This window comes from Pseudomonas sp. 05N432 (genome assembly GCF_056396945.1).
The window spans coordinates 131,727-150,600 of record NZ_JBFTMM010000014.1 but is presented as its reverse complement, the minus strand read 5'-3'; the positions used below and the strand labels follow the sequence as shown (position 1 = coordinate 150,600).

Genomic DNA, 18,874 nt, shown 5'->3' with positions numbered 1-18,874 from the left:
GCTGCGCCAGCTGCTACGGGGGGCGTGGCGTTTGAGGACTCGGTGGTGAGTGTCACCGCGCGTTCACACAGCCATGTTTAAGTTTTCCTTTTAGGGAGAACTCCATGAGCGAATTCGACTTGGGACGCCGTCGAGTGATGCAGGTTGTCGGCGCCGGTTTGTTGTTACCTGGCCTGGCTCCGGCAGTGATCGCCTCGGTCAAGGATCGTCCACAGCTCACCGATGGTGTGCAGTCCGGTGATCTTCTGGGCGACCGAGCGATGATCTGGAGCCGCAGCGACCGCCCGGCGCGGATGGTCGTGGAATGGGACACTCGCAGCCTGTTCAGCAACCCTCGGCGTTTCGTCTCACCGTTGGCCGATGCCCGCACCGACTTCACGGCCCGGGTCGAGCTGAGCGGGTTGCCCGCCGATCAGGCGATCTTCTATCGCGTGTACTTCGAAGACGCCCAAAGCGGCGTGGCCAGCGAACCGTGGTTCGGTCACCTGCGCAGCGTGCCGCAGACCCGGCGCGACATCCGTTTCGTCTGGAGCGGCGACACTGTCGGCCAGGGCTTCGGGATCAACCCGGATATCGGCGGCATGCGCATCTACGAAGCCATGCGCTTGCGTCTGCCAGACTTCTTTATCCACAGCGGCGACACCATCTACGCCGACGGCCCGGTGCCGGCGCAACTGACCACCGAAAACGGTCGGGTGTGGCGCAACATCACTAGCGAAGCCAAGAGCAAAGTCGCGGAAACCCTCGACGAATATCGCGGCAACTACCGCTACAACCTGATGGACGAAAACATCCGTCGCTTCAACGCCGAGGTACCGCAGATCTGGCAGTGGGACGACCACGAAGTGGTGAACAATTGGTCGCCGGGCAAGCAACTCGACGAGCGCTACAAAAGCAAAGATATCCACAGCCTGGTCGGCCGTGCACGGCAAGCCTGGCTCGAATACGCGCCGATGCGCTTGCAGGCCGCCGACAACGGCGGGCGGATCTATCGCAAGCTCGGTTACGGGCCGCTGCTGGATGTGTTCGTGCTGGACATGCGCAGCTATCGTGGGGCCAATGACGACAACCTCGGCGGCGAAAAAGCCTTTCTCGGGCGTGAGCAACTGGAGTGGCTCAAGCATGAATTGAAAAACTCCGGTGCGCAGTGGAAAGTCATCGCCGCCGACATGCCGATTGGCCTTGGCGTGCCCGATGGCGAAGTCAGCCCCGGCGTTCCGCGCTGGGAAGCCGTGGCCAACGGTGACCCGGGCCCGGCCCAGGGCCGCGAGCTGGAGATCGCAGAACTGCTCGGTTTCTTGCGGGCGCGGCAGGTGCGCAATTACGTCTGGCTGACGGCCGATGTGCATTACTGCGCCGCCCACCATTACCACCCGGATCGCGCAGCGTTTCAGGACTTCGAACCCTTCTGGGAGTTCGTCGCAGGTCCCTTGAATGCCGGCAGCTTCGGCCCCAATCCGCTGGATAAAACCTTCGGCCCCGAAGTGGTGTTCGAGAAAGCCCCACCGGCGCAGAACACCTCACCGTTTGCCGGGTTTCAGTTTTTTGGCGAGGTGAATATCGACGGCCAGACCGGCGAAATGAGCGTGATCCTGCGGGATCTGGATGGGGTGGCGGTGTTTGAGCAGCGGTTGCAGCCGGTTTGAGTGTGTGGATCTTCAAAAACCACCCCTCACCCCAGCCCTCTCCCCGAGGGGGAGAGGGAGCTAATCTTCTTCGTTTTCAAACCTGAGTTCGACTCGGTATTTCAGGTCGATGGATAGCGCAAGACACCTCGGTCAGTCCCCTCGCCCCTTGGGGCGGTCCGACGTTTCGGGAGGGCTAGGGTGAGGGGACGATTTCAGATCAGGATCATGGCATTCGATCCGCCGCCACCCTGAGAACCTGCTCCAGAACATCACTCATCTGCTCAATGACCTCCAGATTACTGAACCGCGCAACCTCAATCCCTTGCTGCTGAAGGTAGAGCGTTCGACGCCGATCATGGATTATGGCGGCCGTTTCATAATGCTGACCGCCATCAAGTTCAATAGCCAGTTTCAGCTCGGCACAATAGAAATCCAGAATGTACGGCGGGCAGGGGAATTGGCGTCGAAATTTCAGATTGGCGATCTGCCGGCTGCGTAGCTTTTGCCAGAGCAGGCGTTCGCAATCGGTCTGGTTGACGCGAAGTGTGCGGGCGAGTTGGCGTTGGTCGAGGGTGGGGCGGTTGGGCATGCTTCACGTCCGTGTGAAGGGAATGGAGGTTTAACTGTAGTCGGGTTTTGTACTGCGGCTTTAGAACCACCCCTCACCCCAACCCTCTCCCCAGGGGGGAGAGGGGGAAAGGGAGCTAATCTTCTTCGTTTTCAAACCTGAGTTCGACTCGGTATTTCAGGTCGATGGACAGCGCAAGACATCTCGGTCAGTCCCCTCGCCCCCTGGGGAGAGGGTTAGGGTGAGGGGGCTTCAGTAGACGTCGCGGCGATAGCGCCCCTGCTCGATCAACCGCTCGACTTCATCAACACCGAGCACGTCGTTGAGTACCTGATCCACCCCTGTCGCCATCCCTTGCAGGCTGCCGCAGATGTAGATCGATGCACCGTCCGCCAGCCATTTCTTTAGCTCGACGGCACGTTGGCGCAGGCGATCCTGAACGTAGATCTTCTCGGCCTGATCCCGTGAAAACGCCAGGTCCAGTCGCTCCAGATCACCTTCGATCAACCATCCTTCGAGTTCATCGCGACAGAGGAAGTCATACTCGCGATTGCGTTCGCCGAACAGCAGCCAGTTGCGTGTCTGGCCATCGGCAATCCGTGCCTTGAGCAAGCTGCGCAGGCCAGCCAGCCCGGTGCCGTTGCCCAGCAGAATCATCGGCACGGGCGTGGCCGGGAGATGGAAACCGCTGTTGCGCCGTACTCGCAGGCTGATGGCAGAACCCAATGGCGCGTATTCGGTCAGCCAGCCGGAGCCGATGCCCAGACGTCCATCCGCATGACATTCCTGACGCACCAGCAGTTCGAGCACGCCGTCTGCGGCAATCGAGGCGATCGAGTATTCGCGCATGGCCAATGGCACCAGCGCATCGACCAGCGCCTGAGCGTGCAGGCCGACCAGATGCACGCGGTTCTCCGGCAACTGACGGCTGGCCAGGGCTTGTTCAAGGGTTTTGTGCAAACCATCGAGTTGCACTCGCGTATTACCGGCGATGCCCAGCCCTTCAAGGAACTGTTCAATCGCTCCCCGGCAGTTGCGCGGCAGCACTTCAACCAGGTCGCCGGCCAGCCAACTGCTGTTGTCGGGCGCCGTCAGGCCCAGCAGGTAAACGTCGGCGCCGCTGCTGTCAGGGTTGAGCAGTTCGCGTTTGCTCAAGGTCCAGTTGTTGTAGCTCGGGGCTTTCCAGGTATCGACCGGTGGCTGTCCGGTCAGTTGACCGAGTTGCTGCTGCCAATGACGCAGGGCATAAGGGTCGCCGCTGTCGACTTCCACCGGGGCAAACAACGTGGTGCCGCCGTGTTCCGAAAGCCAGCTGTGCAAGCGTTTGGCAAAGCCGCAGAAGTGTTGATACTGCCGATCACCGAGGCCAAGCACGGCGTAGTTCAGGCTCGAAAGGCTCAGCGCCCGACCGAGCAGCTTGCGCTCGAAACCACGAGCGCTGTCCGGTGCTTCGCCGTCGCCAAAGGTGCTGACCACGAACAGCGCATGGCTTGAATCGCGCAGATCCTGCTCGCTGACAGCCGCCAGCGATTGCACTTTTACCGGCAACCCGGCGGCCTGCAATTGGCTGGCGGTCTGCCACGCCAACTGTTCGGCAAAACCGCTCTGGCTGGCAAAACCGATCAGCCATGCCGGTGCATCGCTGGCGGTTTGCTCCAGATCTTTACGGGCGTTTTTGATCTGGCGTTTTTTGCGCCGACGGTCCAGGTACAACAACCAGCCGGTAATGAAGAACAGCGGCATGGTCAACGAAGCCAGGGTCAGCACAATTCGCCCGACCAGACCAAAGTAACTGCCGACGTGCAGCGCGTAAATACTGGTCAACAGTTGCGCCTTGAAGCTCTTGTCGCCATAGCGATCTTGACGGCTGATAACGCCGGTGGCCGGGTCGAGCGTGATCTGGTTCAGCGCCCGGTCATGGGGTGAGTTTTTCAACAGATAGAACACGGTCGCCGGTTGTCCGGCCACCGGTGGCATGCGCACGTTATAGGCGCTCAGGCCCGGCCCCGCGGCACTGTAGATGCTGCTCCAGATCGCGTTGTAATCGGCGGTCGGGAGGGGGCCGGCTGGTGGCGGGGTACCACGACCTGGTCTGATGCGTTCGTTTTGCGGTGTGTCGGACAGCAGTTTGCTCAGGCCCTTGTTGTACCACTCATAGGACCAGGACAGCCCGGTCAGCGCTGCCAGCAAATAAACCAGCAAGCACCAGGTGCCCGCGACCGAGTGCAGGTCCCAGTTGAAGCTGCGACCTTTTTTCGCCCAGTCGAGGGTCAGCCAGGCACGCCAGCTCGCCACCTGACGCGGCCAGCGCAAGTAGAGTCCGGACAGGCAGAAGAAAATCAGAATCAGCGTGCAGGCACCGGTAATTTGCCGGCCGGTGTCACCCATCGCCAGAAAACGGTGCAGTTGCAGCATCAGGCCAAAAAAGTCCTGGCCGACGGCATCGCCCATGTAGTCGCCGGTGTACGGGTCGACGTAGCGCATCTGGCCACGGCGTTCGCCCGGCGGTGGGGTGAAGGACACGCGCGCCGCAAAGCCGCTCTCGGTTTCGACCCAGAGCATCGCGACTTTCTTGCCCTCGGCAGCCTCGACCTTGGTCACCAGATCCGCCGGCGGCAGCACGCCGGCCACCTGCTTCTCGACCTGCAGGACCTGTGGGTTCAGTGCCCGCAGGATCTCATCCTGAAACGACACCGCCGCACCGGTAATGCCCATCAAGGCCAGCACCAGACCCGCGCTGATGCCGAAGAACCAGTGCAGCTGGAACAGGGTTTTCTTCAACACGTCGACCGCCTTGTTCATTTAAAAACTGTGTGTTCAGTAATTCCACGGCGCGCATTATGCCGTGAGTTGTCGAGAAACATTCTTTTTTACACGCAAAAGCCCCGCTCATCGGGATGGGCGGGGCTTGGCGACTTGGTTCTTTATCAGAAGTGGAAGTTGGTGCTCAGCAATGCCGTACGGCCCGGTGCCTGATTGGCGAAGTGGGTGGCGAAGGCTTTGTCGTAGTAGGTCACGTCGGTCAGGTTCTGCAGGTTCAGTTGCAGGTCGACGTTTTTGGTCAACTTGTAGCTGGCCATTGCGTCGTAACGAACGTAGGAATTGACCATGGTGGTATTGGCCACGCTGCCGAACACGTCGTCGACATAGAACGCGCCGCCACCCAGGGTCAGCTTTGGCGTGACGTTGTAGGTCGACCACAGGCTGGCGCTGTTTTTCGGGGTGTTAGGCAATTGATTGCCATCGGTGGCGTGGTTCAGCGGGCCGCCATCGACTTGTTCGCTGTCCATGTAGGTGTAGCCGGCGAAGACTTGCCATTTGTCGGTGATCTTGCCGTTTGCCGACAGCTCGATCCCTTGAACCCGGGTTTTGCCGGCGTTTGCGTAGGAAGTGGTATCAACCTGAACGCGTGCGTTCTCTTTCTCGGTACGGAACAGGGCGGCGGTCAACGACAGACGATCGTTGAGCAGGTCCCACTTGGTGCCGACTTCGTAGTTCTTGGTGGTTTCCGGCTCCATGTCGCTGCTCAGCAGATTGCCGTTGCGATCCTTGGTGCCCGACAGCGGGTTGCCGTCCATGCCTTCGCCCAAGGTATTACCCGGTGGTGTGGCGGAGGTCGCGTAAGAGGCGTAGATGCTGCCGTTTTCAGCCGGTTTGTAAACGACACCTAACTGACCGGTGACGAACTCGCTGGTGTCAGCGCCTTTCGCCGTGGTGGCACCCGCCGCGGTGAAGGTCTTGTACTTGGTGTCGAAGTGATCGTAACGCAGGCCCATGTTCACCAGCCATTGCGGCGACAGTTCCAGGGTGTCGAACACGTACAGGGCACGTGTGTTGGCGGTGGTGTCAGTGCCTGCGTAGTTACGCGAAATCGCGCCGTTCCACGGATCGTTCGGGTTCGGGTTGGCCAGCGAGGTGCAGTTGTAGCCGCTGGATGCGCCAATCATCGACGGCGTGCAGTTGCTGCTCGATGTCGCGGGCGATCCCGGGGTGGTATCGGTGTTCACGTTGTACGAGGATTTTTCGCCTTCTTCACGGGTGAACTCGACACCGGTGGAGAAGCTGTTCTTGAAGCCGGCGATGTAGAAATTGCCAAACAGATCAGTCTGGTTGGTAGTGGTCGCGACGTTGCTGACGCGGCTGTTGGCACGACGCCAGACACTGCCGTTGCTCACGTTGCCCTTGCTGTCGTCCGGCTGGGTCAGGATGTAATCCTGCATGCTGGTGCCGTGGCGCAGGGTGTTCTTGATGGTCAGCGCGTCGGTCAGGTCGTGCTCGATGGCGAAGGTCGCGGTATCGGTACGGGTCTTGCGGAAGTCACGGTCGGTCAAGCCATAGAAATTGCTGCTGTCGCCACCCGCGTAAGGTTTGTCCGGGTTGCTCTTGGTGCGATCAGCGGTCTTGCCCGAAGCGGGCACGGTGTACGGAATACCCGAGTCCGGCAGGTCGTTGCTTTGCAGATGGTAGTAGTCGAGGTTGACGCGGGTGTCGGTGCCCAGGCCGAAGGCCAGCGATGGCGCGATGCCCCAACGGTCGTAGTCGACCTTGTCACGGCCGGCGACGTTACTTTCGTGGCTCAACAGGTTCAGGCGGCCAGCGGCGGTATCGCTGAACTGGTAGTTGCTGTCCAGGGTGTAGCGCTGGGTCTGGTCCGAGCCCCAGGTGAAGCCGCCATTGAACGAGTCGCCCAGATGGGCTTTTTTGCTCACCAGGTTAATGCTGCCACCGGCTGCGCCGCGTCCGCCAATCGCGGAGTTCGGGCCTTTGCTGACTTCAATCGACTCAACGGCGAAGATTTCACGGCTCTGGGAGCCGGTGTCACGTACGCCATCCAGGTACGTATCGCCCTGAGCGTCGAAACCACGGATGAACGGGCGGTCGCCCTGCGGGTTACCGCCTTCACCGGCACCGAACGTGATGCCCGGGACGGTGCGCAATGCATCCTGCATGTTGAGGGCGCCAGTGTCCTTGAGGACTTGCTGTGGAATCACGGTCACCGAACGCGGGGTATCAATCAGCGGCGCGGTGTACTTGGGCGAAGAGGCTTTTTCGACCTGATAGGAGGTGGAGTCCTGGGCTTCACCGGTGACACTGGTGGCCTCCAGGGCAATTGCATTGCGCGGCGCTTTTTCGTCGGTCTTTTCTGCCGCGTAAGCCATGTGCGCTACAGAGCTGGCAGTGATCGCCACGCCAATTGCAGAGGCGAGTAGACGCGGTGAGCTGACCGGTGATTGTGGTAGTTGGCGTGACATTGTGAATTCCCCTCCCCAGGGTTTGAGGCGGCGGAATATAGGGTAAATACGTATTTGTATCAATTGAGATATATTGCTATTTGCGCTGAATTTACATTCTTTACAGTTTTCCCTTACGGGTTTTGCGGACTCATCCGTCAGAGCGATTTTACATTGCCAATAAGAATCAATACCATTGGCATCCTTTTGCCCTCAGGTATCGCCCCATGCTGCTGCATATTCCCGGCTTGTTCTCCCGCGAAGAGGTGCAGCGTATTCGCGAGGCCCTGGAGCAGGCTGACTGGGCGGACGGCAGGATTACCGCAGGCTTCCAGTCGGCCAAGGCCAAACACAACCTGCAACTGCCGGAAGGTCACCCGCTGGCGCAGGAAATTGGCGCAGCGATGCTTGAGCGGTTGTGGAAACATCCGCGATTCATGTCAGCGGCGTTACCGCACAAAGTCTTTCCACCACTGCTGAACTGCTACACGGCGGGGGGCAGCTTCGACTTTCATATCGACAACGCCGTGCGCCAGCCCAAGGGCAGTATCGAGCGCGTTCGCACCGACCTGTCGTCGACGTTGTTTTTCAGCGACCCGGACGAATACGACGGCGGTGAGCTGGAAATCCAGGACACCTTTGGCACCCAGCGAGTGAAATTACCGGCCGGGGACCTGGTGCTCTATCCGGGCACCAGCCTGCACAAGGTCAACGCCGTTACTCGCGGCACACGTTATGCCTCATTCTTCTGGACCCAAAGCCTGGTTCGCGAAGACAGCCAGCGCGCCTTGCTGTTCGAGATGGACGAGGCGATCCAGCAACTGACCCGCGACTTGCCGGATCACCCGTCACTGATTCGCCTGACCGGCACCTATCACAACCTGCTGCGCCGCTGGGTCGAGGTGTAACCGTGAGCTACCGACTGCGCCGCGAGGAAGTCCTCGACGGCGATCAACTCAGCGCGATGCTCGCCGAAAGCCCGGCCCGTGCCGCCCAGGCAATCCTGATCGCTGCAAAGGCCGGGATCCTCGATGGCCAGGCCTTGCTCGGTCAAATCCTGCTCGAAGGGCAGGGCATCGCCAAGGACCAGGCGCTGGCTTTGCGCTGGTTCGAGATCGCCGCCAACGGCGGGCATCTGATGGCGCGCAACATGCTCGGTCGCTGTCATGAACATGGCTGGGGCTGTAATGCCGACGCTACGGTCGCTGCGGGGCATTATCGCTGCGCCGCCGATGCCGGACTGGACTGGGCGATGTACAACTACGCCAACCTGCTGGCCACCGGGCGCGGAGTGATCGAGGATCAGTCGCAAGCTCTGGCGTTGTATCGCTGCGCCGCCGAGTTGGGCCACGCCAAATCCATGAACCTGCTGGGCCGCTATCTGGAAGAGGGACGCCAATGCACCGCGGATCCATTGGCGGCTCGGGAGTGGTATCGACGCTCGGCCGAAGGCGGGGATTTTCGCGGGCAGTTCAGTTATGCCGCGGTGCTGGCCGATCAAGGGCATGTCGATGATGCGCTGGGCTGGTTGCGCAAGGCGTTGGCCGGGGGGAACGTGAATTTCTTGCGGGTGGGCAGTGAGTCATTGCAAGGCGCACATCATCCGCAAATCCGTGGGATGGCTGATGCCTATCGGCTGCGGCTTTCTCAGCTGGCCATGTTGTAACGGTTTGTTGTTACCGTTAACTATCTCGATAGCGACGTTTCGCTGTCTTTAGACTATTACACGATAGAAAGTATTACCTGAATAGGTTTATGCACTCGTCAGGTGTGCGTGATATTTGGAGCTCAAACCGCAGTTGTAATAGTTTGATTTTGATGCAAGGTGATTCTGTTTGTGGAGGTGTTCTAAAAAAACCATTGCCCTGGTTAAGTAGTTGTTGTGCTGGCTGTCTTGATTTTTAATATTTAAAGTCTTGTGAATGTTCGTCGCAGCACATTAATGTCTGTTCTCACGGTGCCTGTAACTGAGCGGGATGAAACGGCTCATTAGTGTCGTGAATAAACTGGGCATATATTAAGATCCGAAGAAGACAAGGAGTCTCTGATGGAATTCAAGATGGACAGCAAGGTGGTCGAAGCCGCTGCAAAAGCGCCTAAGGTATTTGTGAGCGCATCGCTTGGCGAGGGCGAGGAATATAACCGGGCCCCCGGAATGCAGTTGACCAAAGAGCAGATTGTCAGCCTAAGGAAGTATGAAACCTTAGGGCTGTCTCTTCCCGTCCGGCTACAGGATGTCATTGCGTATTTAAATTATGGCGCGGGTGATGAGGGCCGCGTGGGACTGACGGGCAGGGATTTTTTACGCACATTCACCATGACGTATGACCATGCCAAGCGCTGGTCGCCATTGCGCGAGAAAATAATGCTGACGGGCACCGACCTTAAGATTTTCGCCGGTAGCATTATTAGGATTGGTAAAGCAATTGTAGATGTTTATAAAGAGCTAAGAATATCGAAATACCTGGAAGAACACAATATCAATACGCGGGAAGAGTATCTGAAACTGAAACACAAGATCCCGAACCTTCCCGATCTTGGCTTGCCTTCGGGAGATGTTCCGGATATCAAGCACTATCTCAATGACATGCTGGAGAGGGTCAGAATCTGTCATGATAAGGCCGAGAGTGTCAGGAAACAATTGGATTGTTTTGGCGCCGACATGCGCGAGAAGGTACTCCCGGAAATAAAGCTGCGACTGGAATTTATTTCGAGAAATACGTATCAGGCAGATATTCAGGATCTGCAAAAGCAAATCGACCTGCGCTCGGCAGACATTGACGAGCTCAATAAACAATACGATCAACTGGTTCAGGAAGCGATCAAGGCGGCAGCGACCCTCAATGTTGGCGGGTTGATTCTTGGCATCTATCAGGGTGTCAAGGCTGAAAATATACGCAGTGAACGTAATAAGCTGAAGGAGTTGCAACACGCCGATAATCAAAGGATGGCCAGCAAAAACCAGACACTGAGCTCCTTGAATAAAGTGCGTGATGATCTTCAAAACCTGAGCTACGTTGCGATCGAAGCTGAGCTCGCAACGCAAAATCTTATGCTGGTGTGGAATGCGCTGAGTACCTATATCGCTGCTTCCATCAAAGAGGTCGATAAACTGGAAGAGGCGACTTCGCTGAGGCAGTTTACAACACAGATAGTCGGTATTATTGATCCTTGGGAGCAAATACAAGTAGGTTCGGATCAATTGCTTGGCGTGTTCGAAGAGGCGGAAAAGGAATACAACAATAATCGTCAGTTTTTTTGGAGTGAGATAATGATGCGTTCATTATTTAATGGTTCGGATTATCCAGCGTTCAATATGGCGGAGTTGCGTAGCCATAATGCCTCGGTGCAAGGAACGAACACCACGGCACAAATGCTTGTCGAACAATTCAATTACTTGCCTGGCACCGTCGGAGCAATGAATGATCTGGCGCTCGCTATCAATAAGACAATGTTCGGTCTGCGTAACCAGGCTCAGACAACCAGTATCTACTTGGAGCGTGCGCAGAGGAAGCTGAAAGGCTATCAGGCAGAGCTTGACTACCCGGACGATGTAGACGAGGTTCGTGAGGACATGGAGCGCGAGCTCAAAAATGTATTCGATATCATGTTCGCACACACTGAAGATTTAAAAAGTATCCATAAGAGTATTAACGCCCCGTTTGACCGGGTAGCCTCGGAAAAATGGGTGGTCACGCTGAAACAGGATCGGGCATTCGTTGAAGAGCTAAAAATCAATTCCGAAGAAAAATTAGCTGAGCTGAATGAACAGATGAAGTCCGTGTCCGAAGCGATTGACTTGATCGGGAAAGCCGGCGTCGAAAAAATCGGTGAAGAGGCGCAGTTATCGCTGGATAATTTGAAAGCACTGGGGTTGGCGCCACCGCAGGTTCAAGTCGCATTGTTGGCTATTGATACGCTTAAGAAATTGATCTCTGGTATTGGGGAAGCCATTTCTTATCTCAACATGCTGGCGGCATACAACAGGCTCAAGGAGAGAGCGGGCGACCTGAGGGCGCAGTTGCAAAAACACACCAAAGATATCGCCCAGGTTGATGGGAAGATTGAATTGGTTATGACGCTGGACAAGCTGGACGATGAGCGCCAGGAATACGTGAGTGAATTTTCGAATCTGGTCTCCGACATTGAAAAGTTCTCCCGCGAATTTAAGCAGGATAAGTCACTGCCCGTCGAGGCGCGAACGGATACCGCGATTGCCCGGATCGCCGACGTCATTCAATACTTGAAAACCATTCGGCAGTAATAAGGAAAGAGGGCGGTGGGTCGCACGCCCACCCCCTCCAAGATAGAGTATGAATATACTTGCCTATGAGTTCACTGCGGCGCAGCGGCGCGTGTTAGATCGTTACACCCGTTTCCTTGGGACCCTGCACCCGACATTCGACAGTATACCGGTTGTGTTTGAGCGCCGTAGAAGAAGCGGCCATCAACTTGCGGTTCTGGCCAAGGATTCGCGTTTGAACAATGCTCAGTTTAATGGGCGATATCTGCAAGAGTATTGGGGGCGTACTGAAGAAACCAGGCTTCTATGCAGTGCTTATGTTGAAGACCTGGCAACATTCACCCGCGAATCGTTAGAAATAACCAGGCAGTTCTCCAGGAACGAACCCATTGCCCAAGTGGATTTCAGGTTGTACGGTTTATCCCGATCTCCGACCTGGACGTTATTTCCACCAAAGAATGTACAGGACCTGGTTCACGAATTGGCGCTTCGGTTTTATGATCTAAGAGCTGCGATGCGACAATTGAAATATACCGTCGAGGAAATGTATCACGAGTCATTTGGACTGAAAGCAGTATTCACGAGTGCAATGGATCATCAATCCTGTAATTGCCATCCACAACCGACTGTGGCGGAGGAGTTGTTTTTCGAGGTGGGCACTGCACCTGTCTGGGACATCACTTACTCTTCCAGGGACGCTTCGATCAGGGCGGCAGAATATAAAAGCGATATTGTGGCGTTATTTAGCGGGTTCGTTTCCGTAAACTCGCAGATGGGCCTGTTCATCAAGGAGGTCTATCAGCGTATAGACGGCGTAATCAACGAACTCTTGAGAGCAAAGAGTGCGTCAAAACTCGGGGAGTTGAATTTCAAATTAGGCGCAGCTATGGAGGGTGCTCATGAATCTATGGCGATGATTGACCATGTAGAAGCATGGCTGCGGAAATAAAAAAGGTCCATGGTTACATGGACCTTTTATTTCAAGAGATCGCTTATACGTAGAACGATTTCAGCGGCGGGAAGCCATTGAACTCAACAGCGCTGTAGCTGGTGGTGTACGCGCCGGTGGACAGCCAGTACAGGCGGTCACCGATGGCCAGGTTCAGTGGCAGGCCATACTTGTAGTTTTCGTACATGATGTCGGCGCTGTCGCAGGTCGGGCCGGCGATGACCACTTCTTCCATCTCGCCTTTTTTCTCGGTCCAGATCGGGAACTTGATGGCTTCGTCCATGGTTTCGATCAGGCCGGAGAACTTGCCCACATCGGTGTACACCCAACGCTCGACGGCGGTGCGGGATTTACGCGCGACCAACACCACTTCGCTGACCAGGATGCCGGCGTTGGCGATCAACGAACGGCCCGGCTCGAGGATGATTTCCGGCAGGTCGTCACCGAAATCTTCCTTGAGGAAACGGATGATTTCTTCGGCGTAGGTTTCCAGGCTGTTGGTGCGGGTGATGTAGTTGGCCGGGAAGCCGCCGCCCATGTTGATCAGTTTGAGGTTAATGCCGTCTTCTTCTTTCAGACGTTCGAAGATCACTTTGACCTTGGCGATCGCCGCGTCCCAGACGCTGATGTCGCGCTGCTGCGAGCCGACGTGGAAGGAGATACCGTAAGGCACCAGGCCCAGGTCGCGGGCGAGGATCAGCAGGTCCATGGCCATGTCGGTCTGGCAGCCGAATTTGCGCGACAAAGGCCAGTCAGCGGTGGTCGAGCCTTCGGTCAGGATGCGCACATAGACTTTCGAGCCCGGTGCAGCCTTGGCAATGTTGCGCAGGTCGGCTTCGGAGTCGGTGGCATACAGACGCACGCCCTTCTCGTAGAAGTAGCGAATGTCCTTGGATTTCTTGATGGTGTTGCCGTAGCTGATGCGGTCCGGGGTTACGCCGCGGCCCAGCACTTTGTCCAGCTCGTAGATCGAGGCGATGTCGAAGCTCGAGCCTTTCTCTTTCAGCAAGTCGATGATCTCGACGGCCGGGTTGGCCTTGACCGCGTAGTAAACCTTGGCGAATTCGAAACCGGCGCGCAGGTCGTCATAGGCCTGGGCAATCATCGCGGTATCGATGACCACGAACGGGGTTTCTTGCTTGTCAGCGAAGGCCTTCATTTTCTGAAAGGTTTCGCGCGCAAAATAGTCTTCGACGTTGATCGACATGCTGGGAACTCCTACTGGCAAACTGAAATTATCAATGGGTGCAAATGAACGTCCTCCGTATCCCCACTTTGGTTCGCCTACTTCCCAAGGCATGTCGCCGAAAGCAAAAAGGCCATGGGAAATGCAGATTCCCTTGGCCTTGCTGTCTCGTCGTCAGTACTTGAGCCGGATGGATCGTTTCCAGCATGGACGTTCGGCGCGAACTTTAGGGCGTGAGGGCCTTGAGATCAACAAAAAATGTCGCGTTTTTGCACGCATCCGTCGTGCGGTGCGTTTTAGTCACCTGTGTAACCGACCTGCATGACAGGCTGATGTTCCCCCGGATGACGTTTTTCAGACCAGGCACCCTGCCAGTTTCCCAAATGATGGAGAGCCTGTGCGAGCGGGTTTGGAAGCGCGGAACAGAGTCTTTATTCAATTAAATACTTTTAAACTGTCAACTCTGACAGGTGTGCACGGATTCACTTACCTATAGGATTTGAAAGGGGCGATGTAGGCCAGTTTTAACTTTTTGATAAATCATGCGCATACATGTTTAGCCCGGAGCTGCTTCTGTTTGTGCGGAGCTCAGGGAAGTTGATGTTTCTTATCTAGGAGTGAGGGGATGAAAAGAATAGTTGCGGTAATTTCTGCAATGCTGCTTTCAGCCTGTGTGAATCATCGGGGTTTTGCCGTTACACAACAATCTGCTCCGCCAGACGCAAACGCGATAGAAGACTTGCGCGTTGTCGGGCCGCAGACGGCGAAGAACCTGACGGATCGCTATAACAACGTTCCAAAGGTTTGCCGAACATTTTCCCCGGGCACAGTATTCGAGTGTTCAGGCGTCATTCTCAGAGGCACCAGTCACTCCACGCAGTATCACTCGTGGGATCCTAACCCCAGCCCGACGGTCAAGGGCGTATCGGCCTCGTACGTGAGACAGGATTCGAGGTTCAGGAGCATGTACATTTACAAGAATGGCTTCATTTTTTACGCGAAGCGCGATGCGCCTGCGGACAAGAAAAATATCGACATTCTTTGTTTTTTTCCTCGAGACGGGGCAACCAATGACAGGGAAGATCAGGGGTGTGGGCAAAGTTCGGATGGACCCACCAGCCGGGAATGCCAATCCCAGGGAATTACCACGGCTGAGCAGTGGGTTGTCCACTATAAAGAACATAAAGGTTATGGTGGTATGTGTGGATTCAATGTGCGAGATGCCTTGGGTGAACATGCGGTCAGCGCAATTAACGAAGGGTTGAAGGCCCAAGGGTTGATCTTCGAAGATTCGTTCAATGATTACAACGAAATCAGACTGGCCAAGTGGGAACAGGGTATTGGCAAAGTACTGCCTTTGCAGGCGTTCTTTTACTTCAATGCAGAGGGTAAGGCAGTTGCGCAATACGATCAAAAGGACTTTCTGACTCAGACAGGCATCTCGCGTCCGATTATTTACATCATCATGCCCGTCTCACCGTCAGATCAGGCGATGTTCAAGTTCATTGAAGAAGATCAGGCCATCCCCCTCGATCGTCAGCGGGGATAGAGGGTGTCGCGGACAAGGGCAAGCTGCCCCGGCCCAACTGTCCGCGATGGCGTCCTGTCAGGCCAGCGCAACCTCTGCCGGCGAAACGATACTGGTCTTGCCCCCACGGGATTTGCCAGAGCTCAAATACTCGGCAATCGACTCTTGGGTCACTTCCCCAAGGAACACCCGCTCGGCATCCATTACTGGCAACCACGACCGGTTGAACTCGTACATGCGCGACAAGAGGATTCGCAGGTGCTCGTCGTAGGCTGCCGTGGCGTTGAATTCGCGCAGGTATTGCACGCAGGTGCCGGCCTGACGGTGCAGATCGCGGCGCCGCACATAACCCAAGGCCTTGTTGTCGGCGCAGGTGACCACCACGTAGCGGCGGTCGAGTTCGTCCATCAACTCCAGCGCTTCGGTCACCGGCGTTTCCGGGCTGACTGACGGCGCGTTGTCCGCCGCGTCTTCGGCCTTGACCAGCAGCAGGCGCTTGAGCGTGCTGTCCTGGCCGACGAAGTTGCTGACAAAGTCATCCGCCGGGTGCGCGAGCAAGGTGTCCGGGTGATCGACCTGGATCAGCTTGCCTCCACGGAAGATCGCGATCTTGTCGCCGAGCTTGATCGCTTCGTCGATGTCATGACTGACCATGATCACGGTCTTGCCCAGCGCCCGCTGCATCTCGAAAAACTCGTTCTGGATCATCTCGCGGTTGATCGGGTCGACCGCGCCGAACGGTTCGTCCATCAACAGCAGTGKGGCGTCGGCGGCGAGGGCGCGGATCACGCCGATCCGCTGTTGCTGGCCACCGGACAGCTCGCGCGGGTAGCGGCTCAGATACTGCTTGGGTTCGAGCTTGATCATGCTCATCAACTCGCGGGCGCGGTCGTGGCATTGCTGTTTGTCCCAGCCGAGCAGGCGCGGCACGATGGTGATGTTTTCCTCGATGGTCATGTTCGGGAACAGGCCGATCTGCTGGATCACATAACCGATATTGCGGCGCAGCGTCACTGCGTCGAGGTCGGTGGTGTCTTCGCCGTTGATCAGGATTTTGCCCGAGGTTGGTTTGATCAACCGGTTGATCATTTTCAACGTGGTGCTTTTGCCGCAACCCGAGGGCCCGAGGAACACGCAAATCTCGCCTTCATTGACGGTCAGGTTCACCGAGTCCACGGCTTTGATGTCTTTGCCGTTGCTGTGAAAGGTTTTGCTGAGGTTTTGAAGTTCGATCATTTCAGGAGTCCTTTTGGAGTCAGCGAACGTTGCAGCCATTGCAGAAGCAGGTCGGCGAAGATCGCCAGAAGACTGACCAGCACCGCACCGACGATCAGCATCGACATATCGCTGCGGCTGATGGCAGCGAGGATCAATACGCCCAGACCACCGGCGCCGATGGTGGCGGCGATGGTCATCACACCAATGTTCATGACCACGGCGGTGCGCACGCCGGCGAGGATCACCGGCACCGCAATCGGTAATTCGACCATGCGCAGGCGTTGACCGAAGGTCATGCCGATACCGCGTGCGGCTTCGCGAATGCCGGGTTCGACGCCGGTCAGCGCCAGGTAGGTGTTACGCATGATTGGCAGCAGGGAATACAGAAACACCGCGGTGATGGCCGGCATCGGTCCCAGGCCCTGGCCGAATTTCGAGTAGAACGGCAATAGCAGACCAAACAGTGCAATCGACGGGATGGTCAACAGCACCGTGGCGCTGGCTTGCAAGGGACCGGCCAGCGTCGGGAAGCGCGTCATCAGAATGCCCAGCGGCACGCCGACCACAATCGCCAGGGTCACGGCGATGCCGACCAGGGTGACGTGTTGCCAGGTCAGGTGCAGGACGAGTGGCCAGTCCAGATGGGAAAAGGCGTTGAGAAACTCCATGGCTTTTCCTCCTTAGTTCAATGGGTGCTGGCGCAAGAAATCTGCGGCCACGGCGGAAGGGCTTTCATGATCGACATCGACCCGCGCATTGAGCTGACGCATGGTTTGGTCGTCGAACAGTTCGGCCAGTGGTTTGAGCTGTTCGGCCAGTTGCGGATGGGCATCGAGGTACACCTGACGCACAACCGGCGCAGCGGTGTAGTCGGGGAAGTAATGCTTGTCGTCTTCCAGCAGTTTCAACTTGAAAGCGTTCAAGCGACCGTCAGTGGTGTAGACCAGGCCGGCAAATACCTGGCCATTGCGCAGCGCGGTGTAGACCAGCCCGGCGTCCATCTGGCGGATATTGTTGCGGGTCAGGTTCATGTTGTAGAGCTTGACCATGCCTTTGAGGCCGTCGGAACGGTTGGCGAACTCGGTGTCCAGAGCCACCAGGTGGTTGGCCTTCACCTCAGCGCCGAGCACGTTGTTCAAGTCGCTGATGCGGTTGATCTGCGGGTATTCGTCAGCCACGTTCTTCGGCAGCGCCAAGGCGTAGGTGTTGCTGAATTTCGACGGACTGAGCCAGACCAGACCCTTTTTCGCGTCGAGCTCCTTAACCCGCGCGTAGGACTGTTCGCTGTCGAGTTTCTCGGTGACATGGTTGTAAGCCACCAGCGACACACCGGTGTATTCCCACATCAGGTCGAGTTGACCGTTTTCATGGGCGCTGCGGGCCAGGCTGCTGCCCAGGCCGCCGGTCACCTGAACCTCGTAACCCTTCGTCCGCAGGTATTGCGAGGTAATTTCCGCGAGCAGGGTTTGTTCGGTGAACACCCGGGCGCCGATGCGGATCAACGGTTTGTCGGCGGCATGGGCAAATCCTGCGCACAGCAGGACGCAGCCTAGTAACAAGCTAAATGTCTTCATGATTATTCCTTCGCTCAGCCGGATTCAGGACTGGGGTAAACCGCGTTCCAGCCAGAGTCGGCTGGCCAGTGTCACCAGACCGTCGAGCAGTAAGGCCAGCAGGGCAGTGCAGACTGCGCCGAGGATCAGTTGCGGCTGATTGTTCAAGGCGATGCCAGGGAAAATCAGGCTGCCCAGGCTGTTGGCGCCGATCAGGAACGCCAGTGGGGCGGTGCCGACGTTGATCGCCAATGCGACGCGCACGCCGCCGATGATGATCGGCACAGCGTTCGGCAGTTCGACCCGCCAGAGCACCTGACGCGGGGTCATGCCGATACCGACAGCCGCCTCCTTGAGTGAACCCTGAACGTTTTTCAGGCCTTCGTAGGTGTTGCGCACGATGGGTAATAGGGACGCGAGGAACAGCGCAAATATCGCGGGGCCGCTACCGATCCCGAGAATCCCCAGGGCGATGGCCAGTACGGCGAGAGGCGGGACGGTGTTGCCGATGTTGAAGAGCTGCATGAAGCGTTCGGCGCGTCCGACCATGGTCGGGCGGCTGAGGAGGATGCCGGCAGGAATGCCCACAACGAGGGCAGCCAGCATGGAAGCGAGGACGAGAATCAGATGAGCTTGCAGGTAAAACAACAAATCGTCGCGGTACAGGTTGATCGTGTTGATGCCGATCCAGTGGATCAGCAGGGCCAGAAGGGCGACGACAACCGCTCCTCCTATTAGCCCTTTGCCATAGCGGATAGCCACAGGCGGAC

General features: G+C 57.0%; 14 protein-coding genes. 6 read left to right on the top strand and 8 right to left on the bottom strand.

All coding sequences use genetic code 11. From position 1 onward, the window contains the following. Window positions 1-104 precede the first annotated feature (104 nt). On the top strand, window positions 105-1,646 hold the full coding sequence (locus AC1DHT_RS16570) for an alkaline phosphatase D family protein (protein WP_427542706.1): 1,542 nt from the start codon (window positions 105-107) through the stop codon (window positions 1,644-1,646). A gap of 205 nt (window positions 1,647-1,851) precedes the next feature. On the opposite strand, the gene AC1DHT_RS16565 is transcribed toward AC1DHT_RS16570, so the two are convergent. The 3 genes from AC1DHT_RS16565 to AC1DHT_RS16555 all read right to left on the bottom strand — a co-directional run bounded on the left by AC1DHT_RS16565 (window position 1,852) and on the right by AC1DHT_RS16555 (window position 7,448). Then, on the bottom strand, window positions 1,852-2,217 hold the full coding sequence (locus tag AC1DHT_RS16565; RefSeq protein WP_427542703.1) for an endonuclease domain-containing protein: 366 nt from the start codon (window positions 2,215-2,217) through the stop codon (window positions 1,852-1,854). A 231-nt stretch (window positions 2,218-2,448) separates the two neighbouring features. Next, window positions 2,449-4,980: a PepSY domain-containing protein gene (locus AC1DHT_RS16560; RefSeq protein ID WP_442114569.1), complete on the bottom strand. Its 2,532-nt coding sequence runs from the start codon at window positions 4,978-4,980 to the stop codon at window positions 2,449-2,451. 143 nt (window positions 4,981-5,123) lie between these two features. Further along, the gene (locus AC1DHT_RS16555; protein ID WP_427542700.1) at window positions 5,124-7,448 is read right to left on the bottom strand and encodes a TonB-dependent receptor; all 2,325 of its coding nucleotides are present in this window, start codon (window positions 7,446-7,448) and stop codon (window positions 5,124-5,126) included. Between the two features lie 206 nt (window positions 7,449-7,654). Between AC1DHT_RS16555 and AC1DHT_RS16550 the strand changes: the two genes are divergently transcribed. The 4 genes from AC1DHT_RS16550 (at window position 7,655) to AC1DHT_RS16535 (ending at window position 12,619) form a co-directional block, all read left to right on the top strand. Continuing rightward, window positions 7,655-8,335: a Fe2+-dependent dioxygenase gene (locus AC1DHT_RS16550; RefSeq protein ID WP_427542697.1), complete on the top strand. Its 681-nt coding sequence runs from the start codon at window positions 7,655-7,657 to the stop codon at window positions 8,333-8,335. A gap of 2 nt (window positions 8,336-8,337) precedes the next feature. After that, window positions 8,338-9,093, top strand: a complete 756-nt coding sequence (locus AC1DHT_RS16545; RefSeq protein WP_427542694.1) for a tetratricopeptide repeat protein — start codon at window positions 8,338-8,340, stop codon at window positions 9,091-9,093. Window positions 9,094-9,474: 381 nt separating this feature from the next. Then, window positions 9,475-11,691, top strand: a complete 2,217-nt coding sequence (locus AC1DHT_RS16540) for an alpha-xenorhabdolysin family binary toxin subunit A (RefSeq protein WP_427542691.1) — start codon at window positions 9,475-9,477, stop codon at window positions 11,689-11,691. Between the two features lie 49 nt (window positions 11,692-11,740). Beyond that, entirely contained in the window at window positions 11,741-12,619 is an 879-nt protein-coding gene (locus AC1DHT_RS16535; protein WP_427542688.1) for a hypothetical protein, read from the top strand. Between the two features lie 43 nt (window positions 12,620-12,662). On the opposite strand, the gene AC1DHT_RS16530 is transcribed toward AC1DHT_RS16535, so the two are convergent. Next, window positions 12,663-13,826, bottom strand: a complete 1,164-nt coding sequence (locus tag AC1DHT_RS16530; RefSeq protein WP_427542685.1) for a type III PLP-dependent enzyme — start codon at window positions 13,824-13,826, stop codon at window positions 12,663-12,665. 604 nt (window positions 13,827-14,430) lie between these two features. On the opposite strand from AC1DHT_RS16530, the gene AC1DHT_RS16525 reads away from it, so the two are divergent. After that, window positions 14,431-15,354, top strand: a complete 924-nt coding sequence (locus tag AC1DHT_RS16525; protein ID WP_427542682.1) for a hypothetical protein — start codon at window positions 14,431-14,433, stop codon at window positions 15,352-15,354. 57 nt (window positions 15,355-15,411) lie between these two features. Here AC1DHT_RS16525 and AC1DHT_RS16520 read toward each other — a convergent pair whose 3' ends face one another. The 4 genes from AC1DHT_RS16520 to AC1DHT_RS16505 are packed head-to-tail and all read right to left on the bottom strand — an operon-like array spanning window position 15,412 to window position 18,866. Next, window positions 15,412-16,569, bottom strand: a complete 1,158-nt coding sequence (locus AC1DHT_RS16520; RefSeq protein WP_477761401.1) for an osmoprotectant ABC transporter ATP-binding protein OsmV — start codon at window positions 16,567-16,569, stop codon at window positions 15,412-15,414. Then, window positions 16,566-17,219 carry an ABC transporter permease gene (locus AC1DHT_RS16515; RefSeq protein WP_427542676.1) on the bottom strand — a complete coding sequence of 218 codons (654 nt, stop codon included), beginning with the start codon at window positions 17,217-17,219 and terminating at the stop codon, window positions 16,566-16,568. The genes AC1DHT_RS16520 and AC1DHT_RS16515 overlap by 4 nt, the downstream gene beginning before the upstream one ends. Window positions 17,220-17,231: 12 nt before the next feature. Beyond that, window positions 17,232-18,125: a glycine betaine ABC transporter substrate-binding protein gene (locus AC1DHT_RS16510; RefSeq protein WP_427542673.1), complete on the bottom strand. Its 894-nt coding sequence runs from the start codon at window positions 18,123-18,125 to the stop codon at window positions 17,232-17,234. Window positions 18,126-18,149: 24 nt separating this feature from the next. Further along, window positions 18,150-18,866: an ABC transporter permease gene (locus AC1DHT_RS16505; protein ID WP_427542670.1), complete on the bottom strand. Its 717-nt coding sequence runs from the start codon at window positions 18,864-18,866 to the stop codon at window positions 18,150-18,152. Window positions 18,867-18,874: the final 8 nt, after the last annotated feature.

Coding starts and splice junctions, on each gene's coding strand:
- AC1DHT_RS16530 (WP_427542685.1), bottom strand. CDS start 13,826: ATGTCGATCAACGTCGAAGACTATTTTGCGCGCGAAACCTTTCAGAAA.
- AC1DHT_RS16540 (WP_427542691.1), top strand. CDS start 9,475: ATGGAATTCAAGATGGACAGCAAGGTGGTCGAAGCCGCTGCAAAAGCG.
- AC1DHT_RS16510 (WP_427542673.1), bottom strand. CDS start 18,125: ATGAAGACATTTAGCTTGTTACTAGGCTGCGTCCTGCTGTGCGCAGGA.
- AC1DHT_RS16570 (WP_427542706.1), top strand. CDS start 105: ATGAGCGAATTCGACTTGGGACGCCGTCGAGTGATGCAGGTTGTCGGC.
- AC1DHT_RS16525 (WP_427542682.1), top strand. CDS start 14,431: ATGAAAAGAATAGTTGCGGTAATTTCTGCAATGCTGCTTTCAGCCTGT.
- AC1DHT_RS16535 (WP_427542688.1), top strand. CDS start 11,741: ATGAATATACTTGCCTATGAGTTCACTGCGGCGCAGCGGCGCGTGTTA.
- AC1DHT_RS16550 (WP_427542697.1), top strand. CDS start 7,655: ATGCTGCTGCATATTCCCGGCTTGTTCTCCCGCGAAGAGGTGCAGCGT.
- AC1DHT_RS16555 (WP_427542700.1), bottom strand. CDS start 7,448: ATGTCACGCCAACTACCACAATCACCGGTCAGCTCACCGCGTCTACTC.
- AC1DHT_RS16515 (WP_427542676.1), bottom strand. CDS start 17,219: ATGGAGTTTCTCAACGCCTTTTCCCATCTGGACTGGCCACTCGTCCTG.
- AC1DHT_RS16565 (WP_427542703.1), bottom strand. CDS start 2,217: ATGCCCAACCGCCCCACCCTCGACCAACGCCAACTCGCCCGCACACTT.